Source organism: Bacteroidota bacterium, assembly GCA_020402865.1.
Lineage (GTDB): Bacteria > Bacteroidota > Bacteroidia > Palsa-965 > Palsa-965.
In genome coordinates, this window is sequence record JADBYT010000010.1 from 135,601 (window position 1) to 155,957 (window position 20,357).

The 20,357-nt window shown below is 46.7% G+C and carries 20 protein-coding genes and 1 pseudogene; 5 read left to right on the plus strand and 16 right to left on the minus strand.

Features of this window, described 5'->3' with window-relative positions:
* Window positions 1–4: 4 nt before the first annotated feature.
* A complete protein-coding gene (locus IM638_08615; protein ID MCA6363089.1) occupies window positions 5–955 on the minus strand; it encodes a hypothetical protein in 951 nt (316 codons plus the stop codon).
* Window positions 956–1,250: 295 nt separating this feature from the next.
* On the opposite strand from IM638_08615, the gene IM638_08620 reads away from it, so the two are divergent.
* A complete protein-coding gene (locus IM638_08620; GenBank protein MCA6363090.1) occupies window positions 1,251–3,389 on the plus strand; it encodes a S9 family peptidase in 2,139 nt (712 codons plus the stop codon).
* Between the two features lie 51 nt (window positions 3,390–3,440).
* Here the strand turns inward: IM638_08620 and IM638_08625 are convergent, their stop codons facing one another.
* The 10 genes from IM638_08625 to IM638_08670 form a co-directional block, all read right to left on the minus strand.
* Window positions 3,441–4,211 (minus strand): zeta toxin family protein, encoded by a 771-nt coding sequence (locus tag IM638_08625; protein MCA6363091.1) that lies wholly within the window; start codon window positions 4,209–4,211, stop codon window positions 3,441–3,443.
* Between the two features lies 1 nt (window position 4,212).
* Entirely contained in the window at window positions 4,213–4,467 is a 255-nt protein-coding gene (locus IM638_08630) for a hypothetical protein (protein MCA6363092.1), read from the minus strand.
* Between the two features lie 18 nt (window positions 4,468–4,485).
* On the minus strand, window positions 4,486–5,931 hold the full coding sequence (locus tag IM638_08635) for a hypothetical protein (protein MCA6363093.1): 1,446 nt from the start codon (window positions 5,929–5,931) through the stop codon (window positions 4,486–4,488).
* Window positions 5,932–6,098: 167 nt separating this feature from the next.
* Window positions 6,099–6,779, minus strand: a complete 681-nt coding sequence (locus IM638_08640) for a response regulator transcription factor (protein MCA6363094.1) — start codon at window positions 6,777–6,779, stop codon at window positions 6,099–6,101.
* Window positions 6,779–7,561 (minus strand): sensor histidine kinase, encoded by a 783-nt coding sequence (locus tag IM638_08645; protein ID MCA6363095.1) that lies wholly within the window; start codon window positions 7,559–7,561, stop codon window positions 6,779–6,781. The genes IM638_08640 and IM638_08645 overlap by 1 nt, the downstream gene beginning before the upstream one ends.
* Complete coding sequence (locus IM638_08650; protein ID MCA6363096.1) at window positions 7,507–8,208, minus strand: hypothetical protein; 702 nt, start codon at window positions 8,206–8,208, stop codon at window positions 7,507–7,509. Before IM638_08650 ends, IM638_08645 begins: the two co-directional genes overlap by 55 nt.
* Window positions 8,209–8,239: 31 nt before the next feature.
* The gene (locus IM638_08655) at window positions 8,240–8,626 is read right to left on the minus strand and encodes a hypothetical protein (GenBank protein ID MCA6363097.1); all 387 of its coding nucleotides are present in this window, start codon (window positions 8,624–8,626) and stop codon (window positions 8,240–8,242) included.
* A 166-nt stretch (window positions 8,627–8,792) separates the two neighbouring features.
* Window positions 8,793–10,217 carry an NAD(P)(+) transhydrogenase (Re/Si-specific) subunit beta gene (locus IM638_08660; protein MCA6363098.1) on the minus strand — a complete coding sequence of 475 codons (1,425 nt, stop codon included), beginning with the start codon at window positions 10,215–10,217 and terminating at the stop codon, window positions 8,793–8,795.
* 19 nt (window positions 10,218–10,236) lie between these two features.
* The gene (locus tag IM638_08665; GenBank protein MCA6363099.1) at window positions 10,237–10,545 is read right to left on the minus strand and encodes an NAD(P) transhydrogenase subunit alpha; all 309 of its coding nucleotides are present in this window, start codon (window positions 10,543–10,545) and stop codon (window positions 10,237–10,239) included.
* A 20-nt stretch (window positions 10,546–10,565) separates the two neighbouring features.
* Complete coding sequence (locus IM638_08670; GenBank protein MCA6363100.1) at window positions 10,566–11,696, minus strand: Re/Si-specific NAD(P)(+) transhydrogenase subunit alpha; 1,131 nt, start codon at window positions 11,694–11,696, stop codon at window positions 10,566–10,568.
* Window positions 11,697–11,909: 213 nt separating this feature from the next.
* Here IM638_08670 and IM638_08675 point away from each other — a divergent pair.
* A pseudogene (locus IM638_08675) lies at window positions 11,910–12,176 on the plus strand (hypothetical protein).
* Between the two features lie 132 nt (window positions 12,177–12,308).
* Here the strand turns inward: IM638_08675 and IM638_08680 are convergent.
* From IM638_08680 to IM638_08695, 4 genes are all read right to left on the minus strand, one after another.
* Window positions 12,309–12,977, minus strand: coding sequence for a hypothetical protein (locus tag IM638_08680; GenBank protein MCA6363101.1), 669 nt, complete (start codon window positions 12,975–12,977; stop codon window positions 12,309–12,311).
* 26 nt (window positions 12,978–13,003) lie between these two features.
* Window positions 13,004–13,411 (minus strand): hypothetical protein, encoded by a 408-nt coding sequence (locus IM638_08685; GenBank protein MCA6363102.1) that lies wholly within the window; start codon window positions 13,409–13,411, stop codon window positions 13,004–13,006.
* A gap of 71 nt (window positions 13,412–13,482) precedes the next feature.
* Complete coding sequence (locus IM638_08690) at window positions 13,483–13,716, minus strand: helix-turn-helix transcriptional regulator (GenBank protein ID MCA6363103.1); 234 nt, start codon at window positions 13,714–13,716, stop codon at window positions 13,483–13,485.
* A 469-nt stretch (window positions 13,717–14,185) separates the two neighbouring features.
* The gene (locus IM638_08695; GenBank protein MCA6363104.1) at window positions 14,186–15,274 is read right to left on the minus strand and encodes a glycosyltransferase family 4 protein; all 1,089 of its coding nucleotides are present in this window, start codon (window positions 15,272–15,274) and stop codon (window positions 14,186–14,188) included.
* Between the two features lie 234 nt (window positions 15,275–15,508).
* On the opposite strand from IM638_08695, the gene IM638_08700 reads away from it, so the two are divergent.
* Window positions 15,509–15,844 carry a hypothetical protein gene (locus IM638_08700; protein MCA6363105.1) on the plus strand — a complete coding sequence of 112 codons (336 nt, stop codon included), beginning with the start codon at window positions 15,509–15,511 and terminating at the stop codon, window positions 15,842–15,844.
* Window positions 15,845–15,909: 65 nt separating this feature from the next.
* Entirely contained in the window at window positions 15,910–18,201 is a 2,292-nt protein-coding gene (locus tag IM638_08705; protein MCA6363106.1) for a bifunctional SulP family inorganic anion transporter/carbonic anhydrase, read from the plus strand.
* 50 nt (window positions 18,202–18,251) lie between these two features.
* Here IM638_08705 and IM638_08710 read toward each other — a convergent pair whose 3' ends face one another.
* The gene (locus IM638_08710) at window positions 18,252–18,743 is read right to left on the minus strand and encodes a DUF1905 domain-containing protein (GenBank protein MCA6363107.1); all 492 of its coding nucleotides are present in this window, start codon (window positions 18,741–18,743) and stop codon (window positions 18,252–18,254) included.
* Window positions 18,744–18,965: 222 nt separating this feature from the next.
* Here IM638_08710 and IM638_08715 point away from each other — a divergent pair, with 222 nt between their 5' ends.
* Window positions 18,966–20,351 carry an MATE family efflux transporter gene (locus tag IM638_08715; protein ID MCA6363108.1) on the plus strand — a complete coding sequence of 462 codons (1,386 nt, stop codon included), beginning with the start codon at window positions 18,966–18,968 and terminating at the stop codon, window positions 20,349–20,351.
* The last annotated feature ends 6 nt before the right edge of the window (window positions 20,352–20,357 follow it).

Genomic DNA, 20,357 nt, shown 5'->3' on the forward strand with positions numbered 1-20,357 from the left:
AAACTCAGTAATACTCAAGCTCCGAAAACTGAATGTAGGCGCCACCCGTAGCCGAGCGGTAAGAAAGTAATTCCACGTAATGCGCTGCATTGAACCGGCGGTTTACCTTGAGCAGGATTTTATCTTTCTGCCGGCGCTCTTCTTCCAGAATACGGTCGTATTCATCGCGCACGTAGTAAAACTCCATGTTCTCGGCCGCATTAACCGACTCTACGCGTTCTTCAATTACCTGTCCTTCTTCGTTATAAACCGCGTAAATAATTTCAATAGTTTTCCCGGCGCGGTTGCTGGATACCTGTGCAATCTGATCCTCGCGTGAACGGGCATCGTAAAAATCTGTTTTACGCATCGTATCGTAAACCAGATCGCGGGCTGTAATTTGTTTCAGACGGGGTGTTACTTTACCATCTTCCCCGGTAAACGCTTCATACACGCTTTCTTCTTCGTGCGCGGGTTTATTGTCTTCGTCGTACTTCACTAATTTCAGCACTTTATCCGGAAACTCGGTGCTGTATTCGTATGTTTCGCGTTCAGAAAGTTCGCCGTCGTCGTCTTCGGTAATAATTTCAACAAGCCGTTCCTTCTCATCATACACAAAGCGGCGAACAATCGGGAAGCCTTCTTCAAACATTTGCCGTTCTTCGGTTACCAGTCCTTTCTCGTTGTAAGCATAGGTAATGTTTTCGGCCTGAAAACCGTCAGAAAAAAGTTCGTGGTGAATGAGTTCACCTTTCTCGTTGTACTGATTGCGTATTTCCTGAATCACATTCCCGCTGTCGTCAAGTTCTTTTTCAGTCACAACTTTCCCGTCGGGCGTGTAGGTGATTTCATTTACCAGATAAAATTCATCGCGGTTCAGGCTGTCCAGCTGAAGATCATCACTGTATTCCAGCTCATGATTGCGGTAAATGCGATGAATTTTGGCGGGTTTTCTTTTGGGTGCTTCTTTTTCCATACGGGCAGAATCAGTAATAGAGGCTGTTCAAATTTTGTTTTTGAGATTTGTTATGCGTGCAGTTTTTCTCAGACAAGGCGCTTTTGGCAGGCGATACTTAGAAAGTATCGACAAGAAATGCAACGCAGGATGGGGAAAAATTCACCATAACAAAGCCGAAGGATGAAATTTGTACAACCTCATTTTGCCCAAAGATAATGAACCGTCCTTCCCGTTCCCCGTTCCGTTCGTCCCATTTTTTAATTCCCGGGCAATAATTTTGGCTTAATTTGGGCCGAATTAAAAACTCACCTTGATGACCATACGTTTTGTTCTGCCTGCCAGTCTGCTTATTCTGGCAGCTTCCTGCGGCGATAAAAAGCCCGACACGTCCGAAAACAAGCCGGTAGCCCTCACCTACCCTAAAACGCGCAAAGTGGATACTGTGCATACTTACTTTGGCGTGAAGGTGAACGACCCGTACAACTGGCTCGAAAACGACACCAGTGCCGAAACCGGTGCCTGGGTTGACGAACAGAATAAACTCACATTCGATTATCTCTCGAAACTTCCCTCGCGCGAGAAAATAAAAAACCGCCTGCGCGAAATCTGGAATTTCGAGAAAATGAGTGCGCCCTACCGCAAAGGCAACCGCTACTTCTTCTCGCGCAACAACGGCATGCAGAATCAGTCGGTGCTGTTTATGAAAGATGGCCTCAACGCACCCGAAAAACAGATTATTGACCCGAATACACTTTCGAAAGACGGAACCGTTTCGCTCACCGGCACCAGCGTATCGAAAGACGGGAAATATATGGCCTACAGCATAAGCCGGGGAGGTTCGGACTGGAATGAGTTTTATGTGCTTGACATTGCCACAGGCAAGCCACTGAGCGATGAAATAAAATGGTCGAAATTTTCCGGTGCTTCGTGGAAAGGCAATGGCTTTTTCTATGGCCGTTATGATGCGCCCGGCGGCAGCGAACTTTCAGCCAGAAACGAAAAGCAGAAACTCTATTACCATACCGTGGGCGAACCGCAAAGCAAAGATGTGCTGGTGTATAAAGACGATGCGCATCCCAACCGCAGCTTTGGCGCACAGGTTTCTGACGATGAACGCTGGCTCATTGTTTACACCTATCAGTCAACAAGCGGAAACGGCCTGCTCATTAAAGATCTCACACAGCCCAATGCGCAGTTTAAATCCATTGTTGACATCAAAACCGACAAAGACCCCGACTACTCGGTGGTTGATGTGCGCGGCCGCAACCTCATTGTGCTTACCAACAACGGCGCACCGCGTTTCAAGCTGGTATCAATAAACATCGACAATCCGGCCCCTTCGGCCTGGACCACCATTATTCCGCAAAGCGATAACCTGCTTGAAAGCGTATCGCTTGCCGGCGATAAATACATTGCACAGCATCTGGTGGAAGTAAAATCGAAACTCACCATTTGCGACAGCACCGGTAAAGCTGTGGGCGAAATGCCCATTCCCGAAATGTGCGATGTGGGCGAGATCAACGGCCACCGCAAAGACAGCCTGGTGTTTTTCACCGTATCACGCTTTACCGCGCCGCCAAGCATTTTCAAATACAACCTGCTTACCAATACCACCACGCTTTACAGCCAGCCCCAAATTAATTTCGACAGCGAGGCTTACGAAACCAAGCAGGTGAAGTACAAGAGCAAAGACGGCACACTGGTGCCCATGTTCATTACACATAAAAAGGGCTTGAAACTCGACGGCAGCAATCCCTGCTTCATGTTTGGCTACGGCGGCTTCTCGTCGCACTACGGCCCGGAGTTTCGTATTGACCGCGCCGTGTTTCTCGAAGCAGGCGGTGTGTATGCGGTGGCCGGCATACGCGGAGGCAATGAATACGGCGAAGAATGGCACGAAGCCGGCATCCTGTGCAAAAAGCAAAACGTATTTGACGATTTCATTGCCGGTGGCGAATACCTCATTGCGCAGGGATACACCAGCAAGGAAAAATTAGCCGTGCAGGGACGCTCAAACGGCGGACTGCTTATTGGCGCGGTAATGACGCAACGCCCTGATTTGTTTAAAGTGTGTATCCCGATGGTGGGCGTGCTTGACATGCTTCGCTACCATCAGTTTACCATTGGCCGCTACTGGGCCAGCGATTACGGCCTGAGCGAGAAAGAAGAAGAATTCAAATGCCTTTACAAATACTCGCCGCTGCATAATGTAAAGCCGGCCAGCTATCCCGCCACACTCATCACCACCGGCGATCACGATGACCGTGTGGTGCCCGCACACTCGTTTAAATTTGCCGCCACGCTGCAGGAAAACCAGCAAGGCACAAACCCGGTGCTCATCCGCATCGACAAAAATGCCGGACACGGTTCGGGCAAACCTACCGAAAAGCAGATTGAAGAAGCCGCTGATATCTGGGCCTTTGTGTTTGGCAATCTGGGAATGACGTACTAAGATTGATTTTGGTTAAAACTGAAAACGCCGGAAATTTACATCCGGCGTTTTTTATGTCAATTTCCTGACCACATAGTGCCAAAACCATTCAGGAAAGAAGTCTGATTTCAGTTCGAGAAACTGGTCTTCGCGCATTTCAGCAATCAGTTTCATGGAGCCTGAAACTTCTGAATTATCAAGCAGCCATGCTCGTGTTGAAACAGCCATTGCATCAGACAAAAGTGCTAATGACCGATAATAGCGTGATTCAATTTTGTCTTCATCAACCGAATGTCCGTTTTGCAAAACACGTAAACGCACACGGTCTTTCTGAATTTTCACACTATCAGTAGTGACATAATAAAGATAAACTCTATAGCCCATTGTCTGCGCTTTTCTCATCCAGTCAATCTTTGACGGGTGAGACATTACAGTTTCAAAGGCAATGGATTTATTTTGTTGCAAAAGCGATTCCCGAATAAATTCGGCAATCATTGAAGCGTGATATGCATCCGTTACTGCTCTATCAACTACATAAAGTACGTTATCCTGTATTTGGAATCTGTTTATCTCAAATTTGCGGGAAAGTTGACTGACAAAACGGGTAAACATTTCCTGTAAAACCACAAGCTCATATTGTAAAAAACTGAGCTTAAACTCGTTGTTCAGTTCGCGCTGAATTTCATCAGCATTCACCCACACACCAATTTTACTGCCCAGATACAGCTTTACCTCATGATACAGCGTAGATTTACCCGAACCATTTGGGTCAGCAAAAATGCGGAGTCTTTTTACAGCTGGCTTTTCGGTAAACAGTGCCTTTTTTTTGAGTTTGAACGTCAACTTATTTCAACTTTAGTTTAAGCACATCGCCTTTTTTCAGTTTGATATGCTCTTCGGCCAACGACTCATTTTCTTCCAGCACTTCAAGAGAACCATCCGGATTACGTTTCATCAGTTTACCTTTTCTGATAAAGAGTACAGATTCACCTGACTCAAAAGCCTTCTGAACCGCTTTTCTGGATGCTTTTGAAGCCAGTCCTTCGAGCAGTTTTGTAGTAAGTTTACCGCCCACACCGCTACCTTTTTTCTTTTTCATCACCCTAAATTTACTCAATTACTCCAACAGTTGCACATTACTTCTCACCAATGCACCTTTCATGCCGGCCACATTCACTTCACGCAAAACTGTTCCGAACCTCATCCATTTTTCCGCATCGCCACCCAGCAGTAACAGTGTACCGTGGTGAGCGGCATTCACTCTGTCCCGGCGGCGTTCATATTCGGGGATGACGAAAAACGGCGGCCTTTTCATGCGTATTTCGGTGAAGTGAAAAAGCAGTTGCTGATCGCCCACCCACACCGGATAGCCGAGGCCGAGCACCTGATTTGCTTTTTCTTTCCGGATGAATTGAATGAGCTGATCAGACTGTTTTTGCAGTGTGTTAATATGTATAATACGCAGCGGCAACTCCGGCGATTGAGATTTTGCATCGGGAGCACCGATTGAAAAAAAAGCCGCAATTGTGCATACACTAAACACCGACAATGCCGCGCGCGGCGGCAGTTTTACGCGTTCGGCCAGCACACCGGCCAAGAGCGGCAATGCCAGCCACATGCGCGTAAAGGCATAGTGCAGATGTTCGCGGCCGTCGTGCAGTTTATTGATGCCCAGCGAGCACACCAGCACCAGCACCACAGCCGCAAGTGCAAACAGCAAACTGCGCCGCTGCTGATATATGCACAGCCATGCCAGCAGTGCCGCCAAAGGCAGCAGCAGCCACAAAGCCGCATTGCCCGGCACAATCCAGCGCAGCCACTGGCTCACATGCTGCAGCCCTTCTGCAAAGTAGCCGGCCGTCCATTGCAGGCTCCAGTTCGGATGCAACAATCCGCCCGGCTGCTGCTGCGCCGCCTGCGTAATGAAATAATGCACAGCAAAAACCGGCGCCGCAGCCGCCACATGCCAGAGGTAAAACGCCAATCGCCTGAAATGCGGCCAGCCTTCCACAATAAACACGGCCACTGCAAGCGGGAGCGTATTTGCATTTACACACAACCCCGCTGCCAGCAGCATGCCCGAAAGCAGCCAGCGCAACCATTCGCGCTTCAGTTGCTGCAACGGCGGCCAGAGTGCAAAAAGGAACAGTCCGTTTACAAAGCCGCGCGGCATGGCCGTAATAATATACCAGCCCGAAGGCAGCAGCAGCGGCACCAGCAGCCAGAGCAAAGCACCGCCATTGCGCCCTGCTTTACGCGCATACCACGCAAACGCCAGAAAAGGCAGCAGCGCCATAAAAGCAGTAACCACAGGCAGCACATACACCGGCGAAAGCCCTGCCTTTACCGGTAAAGCTGCCAGCCACGGCTCCACGAAATAATTGTAATCCTGCCCGTAAACAAATGCCGGAATACCTGTTCCCCGTGCAAGATCGTGTGCTGCAAGCCAGTAAAGCGACTGATCGTTATCGGTAATATGCAGGTTATAGTGCCAAAGCTCCGCCCCGCTGCGCAGCAGCAGCAACACCAGTAATGGCCAGAATAACCTGCGGTAATTCAGCATCTTAGAGCCAATGAATGAAAAACAGGTAAAAATACGTATGTCGCCCGACCGGGAAAAAAGGATTTTTGCTTCAAGCTGAACTTTCCGGTGTAAAGCTTTTTAAACCCCGAACGAAAAAGGTGTCTGACCCCACAGACACCTTTTTTAATTTTCTACACCCGCAGCAATTACAATTCCGGCTCCACAATACGGTTACGCACGGCAAACATCACCAGTCCGGCGGCATTTTTCGATCCTGTTTTTTCGAGCAGGTTGTTTCTGTGTCCTTCTACGGTGCGCACACTGAGGAAGAGTTTTTCGGCAATTTCGGCGGCGGTAAATTCCTGGCAGATGAGCTGGAGGATTTCTATTTCGCGTGCGGTTAAGCCGGCCGGAGCTGCCAGTGTTTTTTCGCGCATGCGGGTTTTGCTTTGCGTACCTGTGCGCATAGCTTGCAGGGTAAGATCGTTAAAATAAAAATCGTGTTCAGTCACAAAGCGAATGGCCCGGCCGAGTTCATCGGGTTCCACCGTTTTAAGAAGATAACCGTTTACGCCCTGTTCTACAAAGTGAATAATAAAACGTTCTTCATTATGCACGGTGAGCACGATAATTTTCATATCGGGTGCCATGTTGCGCAAGTGGCGTATGGCTTCGATGCCATTCATTACCGGCATGTTAAGATCGAGCAGCAGCACATCGGGCATGTGTTCCATATTACGGAGCTGCTCAAGCAATTCCTTCCCGTTGCTGGCTTCACTCACCACCTTCAGCCCGGGTTGTTCTTCGATGAGTGAAATGAGACCGCGACGAAACAAAAGATGATCGTCGGCAATCATTACGCGGATGCTTTGGCTTGCTGTATTCATTATTCTGGCAATTGAACGGTTACCTGTGTTCCTTTACCGGGAGCAGTTACTACTTCCCATTTTCCGGCAAGCATCTGCACACGGCTTTCCATATTTTTTAGTCCGAGTCCGTGCTTAATCGCGTCAGGATTGAAGCCGGCGCCATTGTCGCGGTAATAGAGTTCCACACCTTGTTTCCCGGGCCCAAGCCGCACTTCAATTTCGCTTGCGCCGCTGTGTTTTACGGCATTGCCAAGCAGTTCCTGAAGAATGCGGTAAAGCATAAGTTCGTGTGTTTTATCGCTAAGTGTTAAATCAGTATCGCCGTTAAAAGTAATACTAATCCGGGTTACTGATTCAGTACGCTTGCAAAGTTCACTTGCCGCATAGCCCAGTCCGAACACTTCAAGCCCTGGAGGCAACAGGTCGTAGGCAATACGCCGTACACTCTGCACAGCCGAGTCAACCACTTCTTTTCCTGTGCCGGCAATTTCCTGTAATTCAACCGCCTGCGGATTACCGCCAAGCCGGCTAAGCTGCATACGTAATGCAGAAAGCGCCCCTCCGATTTCGTCGTGAAGATCTTGCGCAAAGCGGCGGCGTTCATTCTCAACCGCCTGCAGCACACTTTCAAGTAAACGGCGCTGATGATCGGCTTCGAGTGCATACACTTCGGCCTGCCTGCGCAAATTACGCCGGTGATAAAACACAATGAACAGTATGAGCGTGCACGAAAGCACGAGCATAATCAATGTGCCCGCAAAGAGGGTGACGTAAATGGTGTCGGCTGCCGTGTTGGCCATAGCGCAGCGGTTAAAAAAATGTAGTGAATAATCAGTATCAAATCATGAAATGCCCAACTTATGGTGAACACTTTCGAAGACATTATCAGTACGTCCCCACTCATCAGGAACACGAAAAAACAGGCTGAAAAATAAAACATCAGTGCCGTGCTGATCCAAAACATCGGAATACTGTAAAGCGGTGTTTTTGCTTCTTCATTGAATAGCAGCCGGTAGAAATATCCAATTACAAACAGCACAATAATGAGGCTTTCGGCAGCGCGGGCATAACCATTAAACATCCAGATAGACTGAATAAAAAGTGAGTTGATTATACTGCCACATAAAAAGAGCAGTGTAACAGTAAGCCAGATCTGATGATGGATTTTTTTTCTGATAAACTGCCTGAACAGTAGGGCGATAAGTAAAAACTGCAGCAGCGTATAAATATGCAATATGGGAAGATTATTTTCGGGATTTATTTCGTGCATGATACCGGCAGCTATTTCGGTAAGTACAGCCAGGAAAATATAGGCTGCAATCATTTTCTGCTCAATACGCATATCACGTTTAACCCCCCAGACATAAATAGCCGTAACAAACGGCACAAGCACAAACCACGCGGCCAGCTCCATAATAAAGCGAACCAGTTCGTCAGGTATGTACATGTGCCGTTTGAATTAGGTAATTATTTGTGCCTTATTCAGGGCACGAAACTGCCGCCGGATTCAGCATGGGGCTGTTATTCTGGTCGCAAACCGTGGGACAGGGTTTTGCAAAATCCCAAATTCCGGAAGCTGTCGGATTTGTAGCATCCACAATATCATTTCCGTTTGAATCAACACCCACAATCATACCATCAAATTGTGTGGAGCCATCGCTATTGGTACGGATGCCAAAATAAATCCGGAATGCTACAGCCTGATCACCGAGGTTTTGTACATCGGCCATATCAAAGCGCAGTGCACGTGTACCTTTTAATTCGGGATTGGCAGCAAGGAAATTAATCCATGCCTGAAGCATTGGTTTTGCTGCAGTTGCACTATCAGGGTTCTGACTTGGGGGGCAAAAAGGAATTTGACTCATTTTGGGTTCGTTTTTGTTTAGGTTAATGAGGGCAAGATACCAGACAGATGCGTAAAATAAAAGTGAAAACAATAAACAGGCAGAAATACCCAATAATCACCCCGCTTATCAACAAAAATCCCGTCTGATATACACCAGACGGGATTTTGAAAAGGTTATGTAATGATTAATCCATTGTTTTGAGTTCGGCCACCAGTTCGGTGAGGGCTTTCTTGGCATCGCCGAAAAACATGGAACACTTCTGATCGTAGAAAAGCAGGTTGTCGATACCGGCATAACCGGCACTCATTGAACGTTTGTTTACTACAATATGTTTGGCGCGATCCACTTCGAGAATGGGCATGCCGTAAATGGGCGATGCAGGATCAGTTTTGGCGGCTGGATTTACCACATCGTTTGCACCTACTACCAGCACTACGTCGGTTTGCTCAAACTCGGGGTTAATATCGTCCATTTCCACCAGCTTTTCGTAGGCCACATTCGACTCGGCCAGCAGTACGTTCATGTGTCCGGGCATACGGCCGGCTACGGGGTGAATAGCGTATTTCACTTCCACACCGCGCTCTTCGAGCAGCATTTCAAGTTCGTGAATAATATGCTGCGCCTGTGCTACAGCAAGACCGTAGCCGGGAACGATTACTACTTTTTTCGAGTAGTTCATCATCACGGCAAGGTCGGAAACGCCCACATCCTTGATGCTGCCCTTTACTTCCGAACCGCCGCCAGCAGTGGCACCGCCGCCACCGAACGCGCCGAAGATTACGTTGCTGAGCGGGCGGTTCATGGCTTTGCACATTTCGAGTGTGAGCAGCGTACCGGCCGAACCTACGAGGATACCGCCGGTGAGCATTACATAGTTATCGTAAAGGAAACCGCCAAAAGCCGCAGCCAGACCGGTAAACGAGTTGAGCAGCGAAATTACTACCGGCATATCGGCGCCGCCAATGGGCACTGTAAACAAAATACCATACACCAGTGCTACTGCAAAAAGTGCATACAGCATCATATGTCCGGCAGGCGAGGCATACACCATCCAGCCCGCAAACGCAACAACACCAACCATTACAATGGTGTTGATGATGTTGTATGCAGGCAGGCGTATAGGTTTGTTCATGGTACCATTGAGCTTGAGGTATGCAATAATGGAGCCCGAAAACGATACACTGCCAATGACCATGCCGGCAATAATGGCAATAAGCGCACCGGTCTGATTCATGTTGTGTTCGTATTCCATCAGTCCGATGAGTGCCGCGCAGGCACCACCCATGCCGTTAAACATCGACACGAGTTCGGGCATTTTGGTCATCTGTACTTTCTTGGCCGTCATCCAGCCAATTACCGTACCCAGGCCAATAGCACCGAAAATTAAACCATAAACAGTGGGCGAAACCGGCGTTGCGGTGGGCACACCGTCAATCACCTCCACTTTATTCTCGTGCAGGAAAATTGTGCCGAGAATAGCGATAATCATACCGGCGGCACCCACGAGGTTACCACGGCGGGCGGTTTTGGCGTTGCCCATCATTTTCATACCAATGATGAACGTTACCGAACCGATGAGATAACAAATCTCTAAAAGATGATGTTTCATACTTGCTGGTGTGGGCAGATTACTTTTTCTTTTTAAACATTTCGAGCATTCGGTCTGTCACCACAAATCCGCCCACAACGTTAAGTGTTCCCAGCAGTACGGCCAGCGTGCCGAGAATGAGTGCAAGAATATTATCGGGATTTACATTGAGCATTACATGAATGGCTCCTACGATAACCACGCCGTGAATTGCGTTGGCGCCCGACATGAGCGGTGTGTGCAGTACGGTGGGTACACCACCTATTACTTCCACACCCACGAAGATGGAAAGGACCACAAAATAGATCATTTCCTTGTACTCGTTGATGAAATTGAGAATTGTTTCCATACTTATACGGTGTGTTGAGATCAGGCGTTTACGGGTTTCTGTACCGAGGGATGAACGGCCGCACCATTATGTACGATAAGCGAGCCTTTGGTAATTTCCTCGTCCATTTCCCACTTGAATGCATCTTTATCGGCCAGATGCAGCAGCAGTGTCTGTATGTTGCGGGCATAAAGATCGCTGGCGTTCATGGGCAGCAGCGACGGGATGTTGCTTTCTCCGATAATGGTAACGCCGTCTTTTACGATGGTTTTATTCATTTCGCTGCCTACTACGTTACCGCCCTGCTCCACGGCCATGTCGAGAATAACAGAGCCGAAGCGCATGCTTTTTACCATTTCTTCGGTAACCAGCACGGGCGCTTTACGTCCGGGAATGAGTGCCGTGGTAATTACGATGTCGGCTTCCTTAACGTGTTTGGCCACGAGTTCCTGCTGCATTTTGAGGAATTCTTCGGAAACGCCTTTCACGTAGCCGCCTTCGATTTTGATGGAGGCATCGCCTTTTACTTCGATGAATTTACCGCCGAGCGATTCGACCTGTTCTTTGGTTTCGGGGCGGATGTCGGTTACTTCCACCACAGCGCCGAGGCGTTTTGCGGTGGCGATGGCCTGCAAACCTGCCACGCCGGCACCAAAAATTACCACTTTAGCCGGACGAATGGTTCCGGCGGCGGTGGTCATCATGGGCAGAATTTTGCCAATAGTGTCGGCGCAAAGCAGCACGGCTTTGTATCCGGCAAGGTTGGCCTGAGAGCTGAGCGCATCCATTTTCTGCGCACGGGAAATACGCGGCACGGCATCCATGGAGAATGCCGAAATACCGGCTTTGGCACAGGCCTCAACAAGCTCAGGATTAGTGGCGGCCCACATGAATGAAATAAGAATGGCGCCGCGCTTCATTTGCGCAATTTCAGCCGGAGCGGGTGCATTTACGCTCAGCACCACATCAGCCTGCGGCAGCAGTTCGGTTTTGCTGTTTACAATGGCTGCACCGGCAGCGGTGTAGGCTGCATCGGCAAAAAACGAGGCCGTACCGGCACCCGTTTCTATGCTCACTTCAAAGCCTCGTTTTACAAGGTCTTTCACCACATCGGGCGTAATCGCCACTCGGTTTTCCTTGAATTTGGTCTCTTTCGGAACTGCAAGTTTCATGTCTGAAATTTGGTTGGTCCTGTGGTTCGGGAACAGGACGGCCGAAAGTACGATTTTTTACGGGTTTGACAATGTAGCCACACGCATTACGATTGATTAGCCGGGAGTTTATAGTACTGAAAATCAAACCAATCGATAAAACAGGCGATGAATTAACAACGATCATCGTACTTTCACCTTACCGGAAAAATACTGCAATCTGATTTTCAGGCCATGAACTACAGCAAAGAAATTGCCAGCCATCTGCATCAGGTACACAACGGCGGTAACTGGACTTCATCAAACGTAAAAGACATCCTCAGTACAATTACCTGGCAGCAGGCCGTTGCCCGTGCATGAAGCTGCAACAGTATTGCGGCGCTTGTGTTTCACATCAACTATTACATTGCTGAGGTAACAAAGGTATTGCAGGGCCAGCCGCTTGTGGAGCATACACACTATCATCTGGGGCAGATTGCAATTTTGAAGAAGTTGGTGTGAGATGAAAAAATGCTTTTCGCAGTCAAAAGACAAACCGTTGGTGCATCACCGAGTTGTAAATAGAATAAGGTTGCCCGAAAATTCCGGACAACCTTATCAAAATTGCATACTTCAATACGATATCATTACCCTTTACGCCATCGTACAGTAATAGTAAATAGCTGTTCCTGAAGCTGCTCCTGAAAGAATTCCGCCAGGTCCTACAAGCACTCCTCCAAGAAGCCCTCCTACACAATCTGCTAACACATGCTGCCATTTTATTTTTTTTGCAGCAACGTCGTCGGGGTTTAAATTTGTTTGCGCCCAGAAAAGACTGTATCTCGCTATTGCGGTAGTTGCCAGAACAATTTGATTATTCGTCGAAACTTCTTTAATAATATTCATCTCCAGACTATAGGCACGCGTGATTGCCTGAGACACCAAATTTGCATCATCAAGTGCAATACCATCAGTCAGATTATCAAAAAATGCAATAAGTATTTGCTGATCCTGAGTTGAAATATTGATATTCTCAATTATCGGCTTATAGTTTTCAAAATCTGCATCAGAGTATAATCCGTTATACCCGTACACGGTGTCTAAAAAACCAAGCCCGTTTGAAAATCCCCAATAATACTGGGTGAGTTCATTCACTTTTTCCTTAATGAATTCCTGACGAGCGTGAAGATCTGAAATCGCGATAATCTCGGTCCCAAAATTATGAGACAGGCTGCTCATTATGAAATTATGATTAATCCCGATATACTCATAAGGATTATTCAGGTTAGCTGGATTCGTAAGAATAGTTTTAAACTTTTGCATATCATGGCTTTTTAGAAAATGAATAATTACTCAACTACTTTCACATCTACAATTACATAACCGTTGGAGAAACGGTTATCATACTGTACCGGATAGGAATTTGCTAAAACTGTTATGCCTGTGCATTGCAGCGGAAGAACATATTCCTGGCAAACTTCAGTATCACCCTCCTGTCCGTTCATAAAAACGTCATTCCCGGAAGGTAATTTATCATTGAACACAATTGCCATTTGAATACCTGATGCTCCTTCATTGGTTTCACTGGGCTGGTAAAGCGTTATACTTATTTTATCTCCCAGCCAGGGCTGATCGGGCGGATAGGCAATTAAACAACCGCCTAGGCCTGGCTCACATCCACCGAACTGAATTTTGTGCCCGATAATACAATCGGGCTTTAATGAGGTTTGTCCTGAAAAAAGTCCTGATGCTAACATTTTTTTAAGTGCTTAGTTTATCTCAAAATAATTAATTTATTTTATAATTTAAAACAACCTAAAAGTTGTATTTATTCAGTGTGATTATTATTTTCTATGTCTATCAAAAAACGAAAAGAAACTCCGATTGCCGATGAAATTTTTTTCAGTGTTTTGATTGATGCATTCAGTGGGTTTCGTTCAATTTTCCCATAAGCAGAGGAGGATATACTAAGCTTGTCAGCAATATCTGCCTGAGTGTACCCATAACTTATCCTGATCAAGCGGATTCGGTTTGTCAGAATTATATTTTCGTTTACGGCCATAGTATTAATCATTAAATTTATTTAATCGAACAAATGAAACTTTGGAAACTAAACAAATAATAAACATATGATATTACTCATTCATAAAACATTAATCAATTAAAAACATATATAGTAATGTGGCTTATTAATTATTTTTTAATAATCTAAATAACCATATTAATAATTCAAGAATTGCAGGATTTTTTTTGAATGCTTTGATTTTGCCGGACTATTACTGATTAAATCTACTTTCAGGATCAGATAAAAGGGCAAGTAAAACCCACGTGACGGGTGAAAGTTAAAAGCTAAATATCATTAGAAATAAAACATCAAAAATTACCTCCGTAAAATATGCAGATAAAATTATAAAGCCCGGCCTGCCGGATAGCTGAGTCTGACTTCGACAGACTAAAGTGGTAAAAGTAATTTGAGTAACTGGTATCGGTATCTTATCAGGACATATTAAATGAACCTGTAACTATTACTTTTACGTGCACAAACTGTTAAACGCCTTCACATACACATCGCGCTGCGCGAGCACCGAGTATTTCTCAACTACTGTTTTACGCGCAGCTTCTCCGATGCGCTGCCTCAATCCGGCCGACTCTACCAGCTGCGAGATGATTCCGACCCATTCATCCACACCTTCCGCCAGAAAACCGTTTTCGCCGTGCTGAATAATTTCGGTATTTACGCCCACGGGCGACATAATTGCCGGCAAACCGGCGGCCATGTATTGCAGGCCTTTCAAACCACATTTGCCTTTTGTCCATTCATCATCGGGCAGCGGCATAAGCCCGATGTCCATGCTTTGCAGCAATTCGGATTCTTTGTCTGAGCGCCACGGCGTGCCTTCAATGCCAAGCTCGGCATTCCGGTAAGTGGGATCGCCAACCACTTTAAAGGCAATGCGGCTGCCAAAACGTTCGCGAAGAATGCGCAACGCGGGCAGGGCAAACTCAAAATGCTTAATGGTGGTGATGCTGCCCATCCAGCCAATTACAACCGGGCTCCCATTGTTTGTATGCTGTTTGGGCAGACAGGCATCGGTATCAATTGTAGATGGAATTACGAGTACGTTGGAATTATACTGCTTTGCATAGGTGGCCAGATAATTGTTACCGGCAAAAACCAAATGGCTCAGTGCGATTAAATCGCTTGTTTTTTCGGGGCGTTTGAGCCAGCCGAAACTTTTATTGGCTTCCGAAATATCAAGGTGCCAGATTGCATCATCAAAATCATACACCACTTTGGCACCCGAACGGAAAAAACGTTTTTCAAACCAGGTAAAGCGCAGCATGAGTGCTTCACGGCATACAAAAATAAGATCAGCTTTTCGCGCACGGCGTAAATCGCCAATCCGCCTGAATATTGATTTGACCTGCACCGTCATTTTACGCCACACATAACCCGGACGGTAAAAATAGGCATCGTCGCGTTCGCTTATGAACCACGAAAGCTCGCAATCAAACCCCTGTTCACGCAAATAATCAAAATACTGTTCAAACCTGAAACGCTGGTTAGGCGCACGGTCGGGGCGATGGCTGGCGATAAACAGTATTTTCTTTCGGCTCATAAATCCCGGCCGGAATAACGGCCATCTATCCGGGCAATTGGCCCGAACGGAGGACATTAAAATAAGTGCTTTCCGGCTTCCGGGCAAAGATAACCAAGAGTTTGTTTACAGCTTACACAATAATCCCGCTCCTATATTCGACAAAACCAATGTGAATAAATGCAAAAAGATTATTTGCAAATTCTTATTCATTAATAATGAATTAAAAGCAAGTTCCTATCTTAGCAACCGGTTATGTTTCAATCAATCACATCGCGCCTTCTGTTTGTACTTGCACTTTTCTTTTTCAGTGCGATACAAACCGGCCTTACCCGCTACGCGGCACAATGGGCGGGCGTTGATGATGAACTGGTTTGTTTGATTTCGGAAAAGGCTGAAGAAAGTGAGAAAAATGAAGCCGGGAAAGACGGTAAGGAAACAAAAGAGGCTGTGGATGATATGCTTGTTTGCTTAGTGGCAGACCTTTCAGTTCCCTCGCTGCTTTCCAAAGATCACATTATTTCACTTGAAAATTCGCTGGCTGATTCCTATACCGGCCATCCCACCTCTCCTCCGCCGGAATGCGCATAGCGCAGCGCCTCATCTGAAAAGTTGAGGATAATGATCTTTTCCCAACCCAACACGCTTACCATCATATGAAATCATCTGCATTGCCGCTCAGCGGCAGACTGCGTGCCGATATTCCGGCAGGCATAGTCGTATTTTTCGTGGCACTCCCTTTATGTCTGGGTGTGGCACTGGCTTCCGGAGCACCTCCTTTTGCCGGTATTATTACCGGTGTGGTGGGAGGTATAATTACCGGTATTTTCAGTGGCTCACAGCTTGGTGTGAGCGGGCCTGCGGCCGGATTAACCACCATTGTGGCGGCAGCTGTACTATCGGCCGGCAGCTGGGCGCAGTTTGTGCCTTCGGTTATTCTGGCCGGGCTTATCCAGCTTGTGTTCGGTTTTCTTCGAGCCGGAATCATCGCCTATTATTTCCCTTCGTCAGTGATAAAAGGTATGCTGGCGGCCATTGGTATTACCATTATTCTCAAGCAGCTTCCGCATGCACTGGGGGTTGATAAAGACTGGGTGGGTGATATGGCGTTCTGGCAGGAAGACGGCAACAACACGTTCAGCGAAATTGGTGAAGCCCTTTTGGCAGTGAATGACGGGGCGCTGGTTATCTGCGTAACCGGAATTCTGTTGATGCTTTTGTGGGAATCGAAATTTATCAAACGCATTAAAGTGCTTACCCTTATTCCCGGTGCCATGCTGGCCGTGCTGGCGGGGGTGTTTCTGGTAGGAATACTTCCCTCGCTGGGCAATCATTTTATGCTGATGAATGATACGCAGCACAATGTAATTCACTTTGTAAACCTGCCTACGCCGCAAAGTTTCGACGAGTTTTCGGGATTGTTCAAACTACCTGATTTCAGTGCTTTCGGGCATGCAGGAGTATGGAAAACGGCTATGGTAATTGCTTTGGTAGCCAGCATAGAAACACTGCTCTGCCTGGAAGCAACCGACAAACTCGATCCTGAGAAACGCATATCGCCGGCCAACCGCGAGCTGAAGGCGCAGGGAATTGGCAATATGATTGCTGGTTTACTTGGCGGTTTGCCGCTTACACAGGTTATTGTACGCAGTTCGGCCAACATTCAGGCCGGGGGCAAAACCAAACTGGCCACCATTACCCACGGTATTATTATGCTTGGCTGTGCGGTGCTAATTCCCGGATTGCTCAATAAAATACCCAATGCCGCACTGGCCGCAGTGCTTATTCTGGTGGGTTACAAACTGGCCAAGCCATCGCTTATGAAAGGTATGTTTAAAGCCGGTTGGGATCAGTTTATTCCGTTCATTGTAACTATTGTGGCTATTCTGCTTACCGATCTGCTTATCGGAATCGGAATCGGTCTGGTTACAGGAGCTTATTTCATTCTGCAAACAAACTTCAAAACACCATTCAAAAGCCATACACCGGAAAGCAGCACACAGGAAAACGAAATAAATATTGTGCTATCCGAAAATGTTTCTTTTCTCAATAAAGCAAGCATACAACGCTCGCTTGAACAAATACCAGACAATGCTAAACTAACAGTTGATGCAAGAAACAGTGCATACATTGACTATGATGTGAAGGAAATCATTTCCGAATTCGCCCAAAAGGCCGGAGAGCGAAATATTCACTTCACATTCCTTCCACCAACCAATCAACCTGAATTTGAACTACCTAATTCTTCCCAAATCAAAAATCTGATCGAAATGAGAACACATAGTAAAGAAGAGCTTGCCAACCTCACTCCTGCTCAGGCGCTTGATATTCTTAGAGATGGCAATAAACGTTTTGTTAACAACCTTCGTTTCGACCATGACCATTTGCAAATGGTAAACGAAACGCGCGAAGGCCAATATCCGTTTGCAATTATACTGAGCTGCATTGACTCCCGCACTTCTGTTGAATTTATTTTCGACCAGGGATTGGGCGATGTATTCAGTGTGCGTATTGCAGGTAATGTGCTTAATGATGATATAATCGGCAGTATGGAGTTTGCCTGTGCAGTAATGAATTCAAAACTCATTGTTGTGCTTGGCCATACCGATTGCGGAGCCATAAAAGGCGCCTGCAACGAATATCAGCTCGGACACCTGAGCGGTTTGCTGGGCAAAGCACGCCGTGCGGTAAATCAAGCCAAACAATTAAAACTGGTAAACGAAGACGAGAAAGCCTTTACAGACCACGTAGCCGAACTGAACGTGCGCAACGTAACTGATGAAATTCTGATGCGCAGTCCGATTCTGGAAAACCTTTTCAATGAGGGAAGAATTGGAATTGCCGGCGGCATGTATAACCTTGCCAGCGGCGCTGTAAATTTTGTGGATGTGCGTTTACCGCAAACCAACGTAGATTCAGAAAAAGCCAAAGACAAACTCTCGGCATAAATTTATTGCAACACATAATCAGGGCTGCTTCATCACTGAAGCAGCCCTTGCTATTCGGCCTTGTCGTGAAATCTGAGCTTCGAGGCAAGTTTGTTTATGGCTTTAGCCATGCGGTCTATACGGGTTTCTTCACGCTTTGCATCCATGATCCAGTTTACATAAAACCTTTTTTCACTTTCTGATAGCGATTGGTAAAACCGGTTTGCATCCGGATCATCATTAAGACAAAGCTGAAAATCCTCCGGTGTTTGAAGCAGCGAATCATCTTCAAACAAAATCAGATTAACCCTATCCCCAGCCTGCTTGCTGATCTTTTTACGGATTTCGGCTTTTACCGAAAGAAACAAAAAACCATTTCCCATTGGCATAAGATGAAACTGCGAAATTGTGTAATCATCAATCGTACCTTTAACACGCACCCAGCCAAACGGACTGCTGCTGTTTACCGTAAGCGGTAAACGCGCAAAAGTCCAGCCACCTTTACCATCAAATTTCTCCAGCAGAAACTCACCCTCCACAAGCGGTTTGATTTTTTTTGCCATTTGCAGTCATCTGTATTTTACACGAATTACCTGCTTTTTGTCGCAACTACTACTTCGCGCAAAGCAAAATTGGTTTATTTTTACCACATGAAGCTCTGATCCATTTCCGGTATCGCATCTGCTATCCTTTTTTCTGATCCCTCCGCAGCGGATGCTATTCATTTATTTCTTCACACCGTATTGTAGCTATGATGCTTCAATACATTTATTTCTTTTTCAATTATGTCAAAAACGGGCATTAAAAAGTTTTTTGCGCTCATTCGTCAGTCAGTAAGTGGCGGTGAGCAGGATTTTACCCAAGGAAGCATTCGTTTAGCCGTATTTCTGCTTGCAGTACCAATGATTTTAGAGCTGGCCATGGAGAGCATTTTCGCAGTGGTGGATATGTTTTTTGTGGGTAAGCTAGGCGAGAATGCAATAGCCACGGTAGGTCTTACAGAGGCAGTAGTTACATTGGTTTACTCACTGGCTATAGGATTGAGCACAGCAGCTACGGCTATTGTAGCGCGGCGGGTGGGCGAAAAAAATGAGAAAGATGCTGCACATGCAGGCATGCAGGCAATTATGCTTTCGTTATATGTATCGGTGGGAATTGCCATTGCAGGTTTCATTTTTGCCGAAGATATATTGCGGCTCATGGGCGCTTCGGAAGCAGTGATTGCCGATGGAGTAATTTTCACGAAAATTATGATGGCGGGAAGTCCCACGGTAATTTTTCTGTTTCTGATAAACGGAATTTTCCGGGGTGCAGGTGATGCAGCCATGGCCATGAAAAGCCTGTGGCTGGGCAGTTTGATAAATATTATTCTTTGTCCGCTGTTTATTGAATGGATGGGGTTAAAAGGTGCTGCGGTGGCTACGGTTATTGGTCGCGGGTCGGGTGTGCTGTATCAACTTTATCAGCTGTTTAAAGGAAAAGGTATGCTGAAAATGCAGCGCAGCAGTTTTGGTTTTGACCGTGATGTGGTTAAAAGCATTGTGAATATTGCCTGGCCGGCTACATTTCAGTTTATCATTGCCAGCGGAAGCTGGATTGTACTTGCCCGTCTGGTGGCCGAAACCGGCAGCACAACCGCATCAGCCGGTTATCAGATCGCTATTCGCAATGTGGTGTTTTTCATTCTTCCGGCCTGGGGGCTCAGCAATGCTGCTGCTACACTGGTAGGGCAAAATCTGGGAGCGGGACTTCCGGCACGTGCTGAGGAAAGCGTGTTTCTTACCGCAAAGTATAATGTCATTTTCATGGCATTTGTAACCTTACTTTTTGTGTGCTTTGCCGAACCCATCATTGGTATTTTTACACAAGATGCTGCCGTGGCTGCTTATGGCGCAGAAGCCTTGCGGATAATCGGAATGGGCTATGTATTTTATGGCATTGGCATGGTAATGACACAGGCACTAAACGGTGCAGGCGATACGCGCACACCTACGCTCATTAACTTTTTCTGCTTCTGGCTTTTCCAGATTCCGCTGGCGTATCTGCTCACTAAATTATTTCACACCGATGTAACCGGAATTTTTGCAGCCATCCCGATTGCCGAAACAGCTATTGCGCTGTGTGCGTGGTGGTGGTTCAGGAAAGGAAAATGGAAGACTGTGCAGGTATAAAAACAG